The sequence below is a fragment of the Serratia sp. HRI genome, assembly GCF_010119335.3.
GTDB lineage: Bacteria > Pseudomonadota > Gammaproteobacteria > Enterobacterales > Enterobacteriaceae > Serratia > Serratia nevei.
Window position 1 is genome coordinate 3377724 of the sequence record NZ_CP083690.1, and the last position, 13960, is coordinate 3391683.

Below are 13960 nucleotides of genomic sequence, written 5' to 3' on the forward strand. Positions count from 1 at the left end.
ATCTTTCTGTTGACCGACGTATTTCTCTGCTTTTAATTCAAATTTATTGAATATCTTCATCACGGTTATCCGGCTGTGTTGGTGCGGCAAAGCGCGTAATGTAGCGGCATAGCACAATTTGAACTAAGGATCTCCCTATGAACACCTCTCGTATGCCTGCACTGTTTCTTGGCCACGGTAGCCCGATGAACGTGCTGGAAGACAACCGTTACACCCGGGCATGGCGTGCGTTGGGTGAGTCATTGCCGCGTCCGAAGGCGATCGTGGCGATTTCCGCACATTGGTATACCCGCGGCACTGCGGTTACCTCGATGGAAAAACCCAAAACCATTCACGACTTCGGAGGGTTCCCGCAGGCGCTGTTCGATACCCGTTATCCGGCGCCGGGCTCTCCCGCGCTGGCTGCGCAGCTGCAGCAAATGCTGGCGCCGGTGCCGGTAACGGCCGATCTCGGCGAGTGGGGGTTGGATCACGGCACCTGGGGCGTCTTGATCAAGATGTATCCCAATGCCGACATCCCGGTGGTGCAGCTCAGCGTCGACGGCACGCAGCCGGCGGCCTATCACTATGAACTGGGCCGCAAACTCGCTGCGCTGCGCGATGAGGGGGTGATGATTGTCGCCAGCGGCAACGTGGTGCACAACCTGCGCATGGTGAAATGGCAGGGCGATACCAGCGCCTACCCGTGGGCGGAATCGTTCAATAACTTTGTCCGCGATAACCTGCGTTATCGGGGTGATAACCATCCGCTGGTGGATTTCATGCGCCATGAGGGGGCGGCGCTGTCGAATCCGACGCCGGAACACTATCTGCCGTTGCTGTACGTGCTTGGCGGTTGGGATGGAAAAGAGGCCATCAGCGTGCCGATCGACGGTATCGAAATGGGAGCACTGAGCATGCTGTCGGTGCAGGTAGGCTAAAGAAAAAACGCCAGTCAGAGACTGGCGTTTTTGTCTTCGGTGGGGGGATCAGCCGAGGATGGTGTGCGGATAGAAGCGCGACAGATCCTGCGTGATCAGTTCGCGATCTTCGCGCAGGCCGATGCCGCAGGGTTGATCGTTTACCAGCCAGCTGCCGATCAACGTGTAGCTGTCTTCGAACTTCGGCAGCGGATGGAACTGCTGCACGATCATGCCCTCTTCGCCGTATGGCCCATCGACGCGCGCCACTTCCTGACCGTTTTCGACGATCTGGATATTGGCGCCTTCGCGTGAGAACAGCGGCTTGGTGACGTAATGATCCATCGGCGGATGATCGTCTTGCGCGAAATAAGCCGGCAACAGATTCGGGTGGTTCGGGAACATTTCCCACAGCAGCGGCAGCAGCGCTTTGTTGGAGATGATGCTCTTCCAGGCCGGCTCCAGCCAGCGCACGCCGGCGTCTTCGAGCTTGGTGGAGAACATCTCGCGCAGCATGAATTCCCACGGATAGAGCTTGAATAGGTTGCCGATCACCTGATCCTGCAGATCGGTAAACTGGCCTTTCTCGCCAAGGCCAATCTCTTCCATGAACAGGAACTCGGTCGGCAGACCGGCTTCCTGCGCGCAGTCCTGCAGATATTGCACCGTGCCGCGATCTTCTTCGCTGTCCTGGCAGCAGGCCAGGTGCAACAGGCCAAAACCGTGATGCGCTTTCAGCTCGGCGAAACGCTCGATCAGTTTTTCCTGCAGGCTGTTGTACTGATCCGACTCCGGATCCAGCTTGCCGGCGTTGATCTGGTCTTCCAGCCACAGCCACTGGAAGAAGGCCGCCTCATACAGCGAGGTTGGCGTATCGGCGTTGTTCTCCAGCAGCTTCGGCGGGTTGACGCCGTCGTAGGCCAGATCGAGACGCGAGTACAGCGACGGCTGGTTGGTGCGCCAGGAGCTGCGCACGAACTCCCAGGTGTGTTTCGGGATGCAGAACTTGGCCATCAGCTCGTCGCTGCCAACCACTTTTTCCACCACCTGCAGGCACATCTGGTGCAGCTCGGCGGTGGCGCTTTCGATCTCTTCAATCTGCGCCAGCGTGAACTGGTAATAGGCGTCTTCACACCAGTAGGGCTCGCCGTACATGGTGTGGAAACGGAACCCGAACTCGGTCGCTTTTTCACGCCAGTCCGGGCGCTCGGTAATAGCAATACGTTTCATGCATCAACCGCCCATGCTGCGAGAGCCGGAGTTGGAGGTGGCGCTGCTGCGCTGCATGCTGGTCTGCTTGGCCACGGTCTCGCCGAAGCCGCCGCGGGTCACGGTGTTGGTGACCGCAGGCTTCGGTGCCATGGCGGTTTTCGGCACCGTCATGGTGCGGCCGCCGGCGGTGGCCGGGCCGTAGCTCTTGCCGCTGGCGTCGACAAACTTGCCGTTTGCCGGGCTGGCGGCGTTCTTGGAGGTGAACAGCGGCTGCTGCGCGAAGCCGGAGCCGCCCATCAGGCGACCCATCATGTAGCCCGCCATCAGCGGCATCCAGAAGCTGCCGCTGCTTTGCGATTCCGCCGCCATGCCGGCCTGCGCCGGAGCCGGCGCCTGGGTGCACTGCGCTTCGCCGAACTCGGCGACGCAGTCTTCGCGGGTAGCATATTTCGGTGCGGTTTTCGCCGCTTCTTTCAGGGCGTTGTTGTAGGCGGTGGTGCACTGCTCGCTCATCGAAGGATTGGCGCGCGAACAGTCATCGGCATTCTGATACAGGGAGACCGTTTCATCGCTCTTCTCGCAGCCGGCCAGCATAAAGACAGCGCTGATCGCCAAAGCCACGGGCGCGACACGGTAGCTGCGCCAGGATTTGCGGAACGTCTCTTGGTTGATGTTTTTTGTCCGTTTCATCGTTATCAATCCCATCATGCGGGCTGTTTTCGCCCTTTCCCAGTAGTGGCGCTAAGGATAGGGGAAACATGGTCAAAATTAAAGCTGAAACGCCCGCAGAATCGACTCTTTACGCAGTTATACGTTGGGGTGTGCGCCAGTTCGCTTTCGCGGCGAAAAAACGCGCGTTGGCGTTTCATCATGAAACGTTGTCGCTATGATGATGTTCCATAATGGAACAAAAATCGCGAGGCTCGCCAGGCGGGCGGCGGGCGCTCATAGTCGAAGCACAACAACAAGCCGGCGGCGAAGTCGGCGCGTCATCACCTGATATCTGAACGTTACCATCGCCAACTCCCTACAAGGATCCGGTTATGTTGAGAATCATCCAGTCACCAGGCAAATATATTCAGGGCGCCAATGCGCTGGCCGCCGTCGGCGAATACGCCAAATCCCTCGCCGATCACTACCTGGTGATCGCTGACGACTTCGTGATGCAGCTGGCGGGCGACACCCTGATGGGCAGCCTGCAGCAGCACGGCGTGAAACATCACGCGGCCCGCTTCAACGGCGAATGCTGCCGCAAAGAGATAGACCGGCTCGGCCATGAGCTGCAGGCTCACGGCTGCCGCGGCGTGATCGGCGTCGGCGGCGGCAAGACGCTCGACACCGCCAAGGCCGTGGCGCACTACCAACAGCTGCCGGTGGTGCTTATTCCCACCATCGCCTCCACCGATGCGCCGACCAGCGCGCTGTCGGTCCTCTACACTGAACAGGGCGAATTCGCCGAATACCTGATTTATCCGCGCAACCCGGACATGGTGGTGATGGACAGCGCCATCATCGCCAAAGCGCCGGTGCGTCTGCTGGTGGCCGGCATGGGTGACGCGCTCTCCACCTATTTCGAAGCCCAGGCCTGTTTCGACGCCCAGGCCACCAGCATGGCCGGCGGCAAATCGACGCTGGCGGCGCTCAGCCTGGCGCGGCTGTGTTATGACACGCTGCTGGCGGAAGGGGTGAAAGCCAAACTGGCGGTCGAGGCCGGCGTGGTGACGGAAGCGGTGGAGCGCATCATTGAGGCGAATACCTATCTGAGCGGCATCGGCTTCGAGAGCAGCGGGCTGGCGGCGGCGCATGCCATCCACAACGGTTTTACCGTGCTGGAAGAGTGCCACCACCTGTATCACGGCGAGAAAGTGGCGTTCGGCACCCTGGCACAGCTGGTGCTGCAGAACAGCCCGATGGCGCAGATTGAAACCGTGCTGGCGTTTTGCCATGGCATCGGCCTGCCGATCACGCTGGCGCAGATGGGCGTCACCGGTGATGCGACGGCGAAGATCATGGCGGTGGCCGAGGCCAGCTGCGCCACCGGCGAAACCATTCACAACATGCCGTTCAAGGTCGCCCCTGCGGGCGTGCAGGCGGCGATCCTGACGGCGGATCGGCTGGGCGCCGCCTGGTTGCAGCATCATTGATACCCTTGGGGCGCGGTGTGCCGCGCCCTTGTTCTTACAGAGGAAACCATCGTGAAAAAACTGATTAATCAGGTCGAGTCGGTGTTGGAAGAGCAGTTACAGGGGCTGGCGGAGGCCCATCCCGAGCTGCTGGTGCACGCGGATCCGGCGTTCGTGACCCGCGCTGACGCGCCGGTAGTGGGCAAAGTGGCGATCCTGTCCGGCGGCGGCAGCGGCCATGAGCCGATGCACTGCGGTTTCGTCGGCGAAGGGATGCTCGACGGCGCCTGTCCGGGCGAAATTTTCACCTCGCCGACGCCGGATAAAATGTACGAGTGCGGCCAGGCGATCGACGGCGGCGCCGGGGTGTTGCTGCTGATCAAGAACTACACCGGCGACGTGCTCAACTTCGAAACCGCCACCGAGCTGCTGCACGACAGCGGCGTCGCGGTGGCGACGGTGCTGGTGGATGATGACGTGGCGGTCAAAGACAGCCTGTTTACCGCCGGACGGCGCGGGGTAGCCAACACCGTGCTGATGGAGAAGCTGCTGGGCGCCGCCGCGGCGCGCGGCGACGATCTGGACAGCGTGGTGACGCTGGGGCATCGCATCAATAACCACGGGCATTCGATCGGCATCGCGCTGGGGGCTTGCACCGTGCCGGCCGCCGGCAAGCCGTCGTTCACCCTGGCGGAGAACGAAATGGAGTTCGGCGTCGGCATTCACGGCGAGCCGGGCATTGCGCGCCGCCCGTTCACCACGCTCAACGCGGCGGTGGACGACATGTTCCATACGCTGATCGACCACGGCCACTATCAGCGCACGATCCGCGTCTGGGATCGTCAGCAGGGCGAGTGGCGCGATGAGATGCAGACCAAGCAGCCGCTGACGCGCGGCGATCGGGCGATCGCGCTGGTCAACAACCTGGGCGCCACGCCGCTGTCCGAGCTGTATGGCGTATACCATCGATTGGCGGAACGCTGCGCCGAGGCCGGCATTATTATCGAACGCAACCTGGTGGGCGCTTATTGCACCTCGCTCGATATGCAGGGCGTGTCCATCACGCTGTTGAACGTGGACGATGAGCTGTTGTCCTTGTGGGATGCGCCGGTGAAAACGCCTGCGCTGCGTTGGGGTTGCTGAGGAGGAATCATGGCGTTGACCAAACAACAGGTTGTCGATTGGCTGATGCGTTGCGGCGAGGTGTTCAGCCGGGAGCGCGATTTTCTGACCCGGTTGGACACCGAGATCGGCGATGCCGACCACGGTTTGAACATGAATCGCGGTTTTAACAAGGTGGTAGAAAAACTGCCGTCGGTGGCGGACAAAGATATCGGCTTCATTCTGAAAAACACCGGTATGACGCTGCTGTCGAGCGTGGGCGGCGCCAGCGGTCCGCTGTTCGGCACCTTCTTCATCCGCGCGGCGCAGGCGGCGAACGCCAAGCAAAGCCTGGATCTGGCGGAGCTGCAGCAGATGATGCAGGAGGGGGTGGAAGGCGTGGTGATGCGCGGTAAGGCGGAGCCGGGCGACAAAACCATGTGCGACGCCTGGTGGCCTGTGGTGGAAAGCCTCGGCCAGTCCGCGCAGCAGAACCTGAGCGTGGCGGAGGCGCTGCAGCGCGCCGCCGACAGCGCCGAGCGGGCGGTGGAGAGCACCATCACGATGCAGGCGCGCAAGGGGCGGGCCAGTTACCTGGGCGAGCGCAGCATCGGCCACCAGGATCCCGGCGCCACTTCGGTGATGCTGATGATGAAAACGCTGGCCGAGGTCGCCGGTAGTTAGCTGTAGCAGGAGGCGAGATGATTAATATCGTGGTGGTTTCGCACAGTGCGTTGCTGGCGCGCGGCGTTGAGCAGTTGGCGCGGCAGATGATGCGCGGTGATGGCTGCAAGCTGGCGCTGGCGGCGGGTGTGGATGACGAGCAGCATCCGATCGGCACCGACGCGGTCAAAGTGATGGAGGCGATCGAAGCGGTTGCCGACGGCGACGGCGTTCTGGTGCTGATGGACCTGGGCAGCGCGCTGCTCAGCGCGGAAACCGCGCTCGATCTGCTGGACCCAGACGTGGCCGCCAAAGTGCGGCTGTGTGCGGCGCCGCTGGTCGAAGGCACGCTGGCGGCGGTGGTCGCCGCCAACTCCGGCGCCTCGCTGGAGCAGGTAGTGGCGGAGGCGCAGGGTGCGCTGCAGGCTAAACAGGCGCAGCTGGGCGAGGCCACATCTACGGCGAAAAGCGCGGCTTTGCCGCTGGCGCAGGGCAAAAGTGCAACCTGGACGGTGCAGAACCCGCACGGGCTGCATGCGCGCCCGGCGGCGCGGCTGGTAGAGGCGCTGGCGCCGTTCAAGGCCGAGCTGGTGCTGGAAAAACAGGGGCAGTGCGTCGATCCGCGCAGCCTCAATCAGCTGGCGCTGCTGCAGGTGCGCCACGGCGACACCATTCGCTTGATCGCTGACGGCGCGCAGGCGGACGAAGCGCTGGCGGCGTTCAAAGCGCTGGCGGAACAACATTTCGGCGAGACGGTTTCCGAGCGGCAGCAGCCTTCGCTGCATGGCATTCCGGTGGCGGAAAGTGTCACCAGCGGGCCGGTGTTCCAGGCCCACTGCTTCTGGCCGCCAACCGTCGATAGACGGATTGGCGCGGACGAGGTGTTGGGCGAACAGCAACGCCTGCGGGAGGCGCTACAGCACACCCTGAGCGATCTGAACCGGCTGGCGGAACGTACCGGCACGCTGATCGGCAAGCCGCAGGCGGCGATCTTCGGCGCCCACAGCATGCTGCTGGACGATCCGGATCTGCAGCAGGCGGCGTACACCCGCATCGCGCAGCAGCTGTGCTGCGCCGAACAGGCCTGGCGGCAGGTGCTGGAGGCAATCGCCGAAGAGTACCGCGAACTGGATGACGACTACATGCGGGCGCGTGAACTGGACGTGCGCGACATGCTGCGCCGCACGCTGTGCCATTTGCAGGGGCTGCCGCTGCCGGTCATCGCGCTGGCAGAGCCGTCGATACTGGTGATGGACGAGCTGATGCCTTCAGAAGTGGTGATGCTCGACAGGCGGCTGGTGCTTGGCATCTGCCTCAGCGGTGGCAATGCCCTGTCGCACAGCGCCATTCTGGCGAAGGCGATGGGTATTCCGATGGTGGTCGGCATGCAGGATTGCCTGAGTAAAACCCGCAGCGGGCAGAAGGCGATGCTGGACGCCGCGCGCGGGGTGTTGCAGCTCAGCCACTAGGCGCGCAGCTTGAACTGGCGGATGTCGATCCCGTGCTGTTTGATCTTCCGCCACAGGGTGGTGCGGCCGATGCCCAGCAGCTGTGCCATCTCTGTCAGCTGGCCTCGGCTGACGGTCGCCGCGCGGAGGATCGCCTGGCGCTCCATGTCCGTCAGCGTCAACAGCGGCGCGCCGGGCTGCGGATCGCTCTCCAGCAGCGATGGCTGGCCGAGCAGGTGTGCCGGCAAATCTGCTAACTGGATGTGGTGGCCGTGGCAGATCATCGCCGCGCGCTCCACCACCCCTTTCAGTTCCAAATCGTTGCCCGGCCACAGGTAGAGCGCCAGCTGGGCCATCACTTCGTCATCCACCCGGAAGCGGCACTGAAAATGCAGCTCCAGCGCGCGCAGATGGTGTTTGACCAGCAGCGGAATATCGCTCAGCCGCTGGCGCAGCGGCGGGATCTGGATCTCGAAGGCTTGCAGGCTGTAAAACAGCTGGCGGCGGAAGCGGTTTTGCTGCACCAGCAGCGGCAGATCGGCGGCGCTGCCGGCGATCACCCGCACATCGACCGGGATCACCCGGCTGGAATTGAGGCGGATCACCACGCCGGTTTTCAGCACCTGCAGCAACGCCGACTGCATCTCCGCCGGCAGGTATTCGATCTGTTCGAGGTACAGCGTACCGCCGTTGGCCAATTCGAATTTGCTGAGCTGGCCCGCCTCTTCTTCGCTGGCGTCGCTGCCCAGCAGCTCACGCAACCCCTGCGCCTGCGGCAGCAGCTGGCAGTTGAGGGCGATATACGGCCCGGCGGCGCGTTCGCCGGCGTTGTGGATAGCCTGGCTGAGCCGCTCTTTGCCGACCCCTTCCTCTCCGCGCAGCAGGATTGGATGCTGGCCCTTGGCCGCCTGCTGCCCGTAACGGATCAGCCGCCGCATCTCCAGCGAGGCGGAGGGCATCTGCTCAAAGCTGTGGCTGACGCGCCCCAGCTGGCTGCTGACGTACTGGCGCAGCCGCTCGAGCGGGTGCAGCAGGGCGATGAAACTGCAGCGATCGCCGTCGAAAATCGGCTTGAGCGTCAGCAAGGCGGCGATAAACTGCCGCTGGCTTTCGAAGGTGACTTCGACGTGTTGCAGCGGCTGCCGGTCGGCGATGGCGCGCTTGAGCAGGGCGGGCAGCGTCAGCAGCTGCGCCAGCGGTTTGCCCTGGCTCTGCTGTTCATCCAGCTTCAGCAGGCCGGCGGCGCGCTGGTTGATGTATTGCAGGTAGCCACGGTGATCCCAGGCCATAACGCCGTCGTCCACGCCGTCCAGCAGGCCGTAAAGCTGATTCAGATGGCGGTTGGATTCCGCCAGCAGGCCGTCGGCGTTCAGCGAATTGCCGATTTCGCGGGCGATGGCCAGCGTCAGCGACAGATCGCCGGCGGCGCAGTCGGCCAGCAGGCAGCCTAGCGCGATAGAGCCGCGTTGGCGGCCGCTGTTGTCGTAGACCGGCGTGGCGCAGAACGACCAGCCGTGCAGCGCCCGGCGCACGTGTTCCTCGCCGCTCACCCGCACCGGGTGGCCTTCCGCCGCCGCCAGCGCCGGGGCGTTGGTGCCGATCTGCCCCTCGGCCCAGTAAGCGCCGGGGGCGAACCCCAATGGCTGCAACAGCTCCCAGGTTTTGGCGTCGCCGCAGCGCCACAGCATGCAGCCGCTCTCGTCGAGGATCATCAACAGGCAACGCCGTGGCTCCATATATTCGCAGGCATCTTCCAGCGCCGCCTGGCCGAGCGTCAGCAGGTCGTTCTTGCGGCGGCAAATCGATTCGAAGGTGGCGCCCTGAGCGCGGTGCGGTGCTTGCCAGACGTCGGGCTGCATCAGGCTGCGGCAACGCAGCCAGGAGGCGTAAACCGCCTGTGTCGGGCGCAGCGGCGGCGGCAGTTCGCCGTCGTTAATCAAGCGCTGCCAGCGTGAATCGTTGTCCATCGAACCTCATCCAGACTGCGAAAACGAGAGTGACGATGATACCACCTGGGGCAGCGACGGCTGTGAGGTGGCGGGCAGAAGTGGGGAAATCGGGGCAAAAAAAACGGGGTGCGGCGCAGGCCGGACCCCGTGTTTATCAACGCGCGCTTCAGTTGCGGAATGGGTTGCCGCTGTTGCGTACCGGTTGGCGGACGGCCGGTGCCGCAGCGCGTGTGGCGCTTGGTGCCGGCGCTGCGGTTTGCTGCATTGGCGCATTGTCCTGATAACCGTCCGCATAGGCGTCCTGAGCGCGGTTGTGCGGTGCGACGGCGTCAGGTGCGGTCGACACCGGTTTACCCAACGCGCCATTCAACAGCAGCAGATCGTTTTGGTTCAGCGTGCCGAGCGCCGACTTGATGTTCAGCTGGTTGATCAGATAGGTATAACGCGCGTCGGACAGCTGACGTTTGGCGTTATACAGGGTGGTGGTGGCGTCCAGCACATCGACGATGGTACGGGTACCGACCTGATAACCGGCTTCCATCGCATCCAGCGAGCTCTGCGCGGAGATCACCGCCTGTTTGTAGGCGTTGATGCTGCTGATCGAGGCGTTGACGTTGTTGAACGACGAACGCACGGTCTGCACCACGCTGCGGTGTGAGCTTTCCAACTGCTCGCTGGCGCCGACGAAGCCGTACTGCGCCTGTTTCACCTGGGAATTGGTCGCACCGCCGCTGTACAGCGGCAGGTTGAAGCTGATGCCGACCTTATTTTGGCCCGCATCGGAATCGCTGTAGCGTGCAGCATTCGCGCCTCCGGTTTTGGAGCCGTTGTATTTGGTATTGCTGATGCCGGTTGACGCGCTGACGTCAATCGTCGGCATATAGCCGGTTTGGGCTGCGCGGATTTGCTCGCGCGCCAGATCCTGGCTCAGACGGGCGGACAGCAGGCTCAGGTTACGTGCTTCCGCTTCTTTGAGCAGGTTGTTCACCGCTTCTGGGCGCTGGGTACTGAAGCGATCGGTATTCAGCGAGGCCAGTTCCGGGTAGAAGGCCCCGGTCACCTGGCGCAGCGTTTCGAGCGCATTATCCAGATCGTTGCGGGCGGAGACTTCCGCCGCCAGCACGGTGTCATAGTTCGAGCGGGCGTTCTGCACGTCGGTGATCGCTACCAGGCCCACGTTGAAGCGTTGGGTGGTTTGATCCAGCGTGCGGTATACCGCATCTTTCTGCGCCTGGGTATAGGACAGCTTGTCGATCGCTTTCAGCACGTTGAAGTAGGCAGTGGCGGTGTTGAGAATCAGCGATTGCTCTGCGGTCTGGAAGGTGACGTCGGAGATGCCGGCGGTCTTTTCCTGCAGCGTCAGCTGGCGCCATTTCGACATGTCGAAAATAGTTTGCGTCAGCGTCAACGAACCGCTGGTCACGTTGCTGTTAACGCCATTGCTGTCACGATAACCGTTGGTGTAATCGTAACCTGCGGCTAAACCGAGCTGCGGCAGCAGCGGGCTGCGCGCTTCATTGATCTTTTCGAATGCGGCGTCGCGGTCAGCAGCACTTTTGCGCAGATCCGGGTTACTTTCCCTGGCCTGTTTGTAGACCTGCAGCAGGTTCTCTGCCTGGCTCATTGCACTGAAGCCGCCCAGGCTCAGTCCGATAAGAAGGGGGAGCAGTTTCTTCATTTGCATTCCTTGTTGTGCAGCAATATTGCTATGTTAGCGCTGACGATAGACGAAATAGTTGCCGATTCTAGCAGAGTCTGCGGTACGCATCAGGTGGCTGAATGTGCCATCTCACGTAACTTTTACCTTTCAGACCGCCCATTTACCAGGGCAAACTGCCCGAGCCGACTGCAGCTGATATTATGGCTGACAATCCGGATTGTTTCCCACTATTACATGCGAGCGCACAAACGTGCCGCATCCGGCGGCGAAAAACAGCCTAACATAAAGCCGCGGCGGAGAGTCCCGCTGTTTCTGTCATCAAAACCGTTTATTTTATCGGCATACTACGCAGGAGAATTCGCACATGAACCGTTCGCAGCCGTCACCCGTCACTTTCGATAAAAAAGATGTAGAAATTATTGCACGCGAGACGCTGTACCGTGGTTTTTTTTCACTCAATTTATACCGGTTTCGCCATCGCTTGTTCAATGGCGAAATGAGCCCTGAAATCACGCGTGAAATTTTCGAGCGCGGCCATGCGGCGGTGCTGCTGCCCTACGATCCGGTGCGCGACGAAGTGGTACTGATTGAACAACTGCGCATCGCCGCGGTCGATACCAGTAATTCGCCCTGGCTGCTGGAAATGGTGGCGGGTATGATCGAAACCGGCGAAAGCGTCGAAGACGTGTGCCGCCGCGAAGCGCAGGAAGAGGCCGGCGTGATGGTCGGGCGCTGCAAGCCGGTGCTGAGCTATCTGGCCAGCCCGGGGGGCACCAGCGAACGTCTGTCGATCATGGTCGGCGAGGTGGACGCCGGCACCGCCGAAGGCATCCATGGCCTGGCGGAAGAACATGAGGATATCCGCGTCCACGTGGTCAGCCGCGAGCAGGCTTACCGCTGGGTGGAGGAGGGCGCGATCGATAACGCCGCATCAGTGATTGCATTGCAATGGCTGGCGTTGCACCATGAATCGTTGAGAAAAGAGTGGGCCAACTAATGAAACAGCGCTATACCCCTGATTTCCCCGAAATGATGAGATTGTGCGAAACCAACTTCGCGCAATTGCGCCGCTTGCTGCCGCGCAACGACGAAGCGGGCGAAACGGTGACTTATCAGGTGAACGGCGCCGGCTATCGTTTGACCATCGTTGAGTCCACGCGTTACACGTCGTTGGTGGAGATTGAGCAGATCTTTCCGGCGGTCAGCTACTGGAGCCTGCCCGCGATGACGGTGCGGTTGTACCATGACGCCATGGTTGCGGAAGTGTGTTCCAGTCAGCAGATCTACCGCTTTAAAGCGCGTTATGATTATCCTAATAAAAAGTTGCATCAACGCGACGAAAAGCATCAAATTAACCAGTTTCTTGCTGATTGGCTGCGCTACTGTTTGGCGCATGGAGCGATGGCGGTTCCGGTTTGTTAGACAGACTGAAATAACAAAGGACACCATTTGGAAAGCCTGTTTAAACTGCCCGTGGCGAGTGGGGCCGCGGTCAGGATTCTACAAATAACAGATACCCACCTTTTTGCCGGCGAACACGAGACGTTGCTCGGCATCAATACCTATCGCAGCTATCACGCGGTGCTGGACGCCATCCAGGCGCAGCGCCGCGATGTCGACTTGATCGTCGCCACGGGAGATTTGGCGCAGGATCATTCGCAGGAGGCGTACCGCCACTTCGCCGCCGGCATCGCGCAACTGCCGGCCCCCTGCGTGTGGCTGCCGGGTAACCACGATTTTCAACCGGCGATGGTCGACGCGTTGGCCGCCGCTGGCATTGCGCCTTCCAAACAGGTGCTGCTGGGCGATAACTGGCAGGTGCTGATGTTGGATAGCCAGGTGTTCGGCGTACCGCACGGCGAATTGAGCGAATACCAGCTCGAGTGGATGGAGCGCTGCCTGCAGGCTCACCCCGAGCGCTATACGCTGTTGCTGCTGCACCATCATCCGCTGCCTTCCGGCTGTACCTGGCTCGATCAGCACAGCCTGCGCAACCCGCATATGCTGGGTGCGATCCTGCTGCGTTATCCGAAAGTGAATACCGTGGTGTGCGGGCACATTCACCAGGATCTGGATCTGGAATGGCAGGGCCGGCGCCTGTTGGCGACGCCCTCGACCTGCGTGCAATTCAAGCCGCACTGCACGAACTTCACCATCGACGACGTCTCCCCCGGCTGGCGCTACCTCGATCTGTTGCCGGACGGCCGCGTCGAGACGCAGGTGTTCCGCCTGGAAAACGACGATTTCCGCCCCGATATGGACTCGGATGGATACTGATGCCTTCGACACTGCTCTACCTGCACGGTTTCAACAGCTCGCCGCAGTCGGCCAAGGCGGTGGCCTTCAAGGCCTGGCTGGCCGAACACCATCCCGATATCCAGATGCTGGTGCCTCAGCTGCCGGCTTTTCCGGCGGAGGCCGCCGAGATGCTGGAGAATCTGGTGCTGGAGCGCGCCGGCCAAACGTTCGGGCTGGTCGGCTCCTCGCTCGGCGGCTATTACGCCACCTGGCTGTCGCAGTGTTTTTCGCTGCCGGCGGTGGTGGTCAACCCGGCGGTCAAGCCGTTTGAGCTGCTGGTCGACTATCTCGGCGCCAACGAGAACCCCTACACCGGCCAGCAATATGTGTTAGAGTCACGTCACGTTTACGATCTGAAAGTGATGCAGATCGATCCCTTGGAGTCGCCGGATTTAATCTGGCTGCTGCAGCAAACGGGCGATGAAATTCTCGATTACGGCCAGGCAGTGGCGTATTACACCGCGTGTCGGCAAACGGTGGAGTCGGGTGGAAACCACGCCTTCGTCGGTTTCGAGCACTACTTCCCCCAGATTGTGGATTTTTTAGGGCTAAACGCGGTCTGACGGACCGTTCCGGCACCTCCCTTTAACCACGAAAAAATAATCAA

General features: G+C 61.6%; 13 protein-coding genes. 9 read left to right on the forward strand and 4 right to left on the reverse strand.

All coding sequences use genetic code 11. The features are described from left to right. Nucleotides 1-137 precede the first annotated feature (137 nt). On the forward strand, nucleotides 138-920 hold the full coding sequence (gene ygiD, locus GF111_RS16215; RefSeq protein WP_080491116.1) for a 4,5-DOPA dioxygenase extradiol: 783 nt from the start codon (nucleotides 138-140) through the stop codon (nucleotides 918-920). A 48-nt stretch (nucleotides 921-968) separates the two neighbouring features. On the opposite strand, the gene GF111_RS16220 is transcribed toward ygiD, so the two are convergent. Beyond that, nucleotides 969-2129 (reverse strand): glutathionylspermidine synthase family protein, encoded by a 1161-nt coding sequence (locus GF111_RS16220; RefSeq protein WP_033649062.1) that lies wholly within the window; start codon nucleotides 2127-2129, stop codon nucleotides 969-971. Between the two features lie 3 nt (nucleotides 2130-2132). Next, nucleotides 2133-2801: a DUF1190 family protein gene (locus GF111_RS16225; RefSeq protein ID WP_033644601.1), complete on the reverse strand. Its 669-nt coding sequence runs from the start codon at nucleotides 2799-2801 to the stop codon at nucleotides 2133-2135. Nucleotides 2802-3154: 353 nt separating this feature from the next. On the opposite strand from GF111_RS16225, the gene GF111_RS16230 reads away from it, so the two are divergent. From GF111_RS16230 to dhaM, 4 genes are read left to right on the forward strand one after another with little or no spacing between them, the layout of a single operon-like run. Then, entirely contained in the window at nucleotides 3155-4255 is a 1101-nt protein-coding gene (locus tag GF111_RS16230; RefSeq protein ID WP_038879482.1) for a glycerol dehydrogenase, read from the forward strand. A 51-nt stretch (nucleotides 4256-4306) separates the two neighbouring features. Continuing rightward, nucleotides 4307-5377, forward strand: a complete 1071-nt coding sequence (gene dhaK, locus GF111_RS16235; protein ID WP_038879479.1) for a dihydroxyacetone kinase subunit DhaK — start codon at nucleotides 4307-4309, stop codon at nucleotides 5375-5377. A 9-nt stretch (nucleotides 5378-5386) separates the two neighbouring features. Then, nucleotides 5387-6019, forward strand: coding sequence for a dihydroxyacetone kinase subunit DhaL (gene dhaL / locus GF111_RS16240; RefSeq protein ID WP_038879477.1), 633 nt, complete (start codon nucleotides 5387-5389; stop codon nucleotides 6017-6019). A 17-nt stretch (nucleotides 6020-6036) separates the two neighbouring features. Continuing rightward, nucleotides 6037-7467: a dihydroxyacetone kinase phosphoryl donor subunit DhaM gene (gene dhaM / locus GF111_RS16245; RefSeq protein WP_038879476.1), complete on the forward strand. Its 1431-nt coding sequence runs from the start codon at nucleotides 6037-6039 to the stop codon at nucleotides 7465-7467. Here dhaM and dhaR read toward each other — a convergent pair. Further along, on the reverse strand, nucleotides 7464-9413 hold the full coding sequence (gene dhaR / locus GF111_RS16250; RefSeq protein ID WP_038879474.1) for a dihydroxyacetone kinase operon transcriptional regulator DhaR: 1950 nt from the start codon (nucleotides 9411-9413) through the stop codon (nucleotides 7464-7466). The two genes, dhaM and dhaR, sit on opposite strands and share 4 nt — an antisense overlap. Nucleotides 9414-9561: 148 nt before the next feature. Continuing rightward, the gene (gene hasF / locus GF111_RS16255; RefSeq protein WP_038879471.1) at nucleotides 9562-11073 is read right to left on the reverse strand and encodes a multidrug efflux transporter outer membrane subunit HasF; all 1512 of its coding nucleotides are present in this window, start codon (nucleotides 11071-11073) and stop codon (nucleotides 9562-9564) included. A gap of 346 nt (nucleotides 11074-11419) precedes the next feature. Between hasF and nudF the strand changes: the two genes are divergently transcribed. From nudF to yqiA, 4 genes are read left to right on the forward strand one after another with little or no spacing between them, the layout of a single operon-like run. Continuing rightward, on the forward strand, nucleotides 11420-12052 hold the full coding sequence (gene nudF / locus GF111_RS16260; RefSeq protein WP_147190577.1) for an ADP-ribose diphosphatase: 633 nt from the start codon (nucleotides 11420-11422) through the stop codon (nucleotides 12050-12052). After that, complete coding sequence (locus GF111_RS16265) at nucleotides 12052-12477, forward strand: DUF1249 family protein (protein ID WP_004937244.1); 426 nt, start codon at nucleotides 12052-12054, stop codon at nucleotides 12475-12477. The genes nudF and GF111_RS16265 overlap by 1 nt, the downstream gene beginning before the upstream one ends. Before the next feature lie 27 nt (nucleotides 12478-12504). After that, a complete protein-coding gene (gene cpdA, locus GF111_RS16270) occupies nucleotides 12505-13332 on the forward strand; it encodes a 3',5'-cyclic-AMP phosphodiesterase (protein WP_004937250.1) in 828 nt (275 codons plus the stop codon). Further along, nucleotides 13332-13916 (forward strand): esterase YqiA, encoded by a 585-nt coding sequence (gene yqiA / locus GF111_RS16275; protein WP_055316194.1) that lies wholly within the window; start codon nucleotides 13332-13334, stop codon nucleotides 13914-13916. The genes cpdA and yqiA overlap by 1 nt, the downstream gene beginning before the upstream one ends. Nucleotides 13917-13960 lie beyond the last annotated feature (44 nt).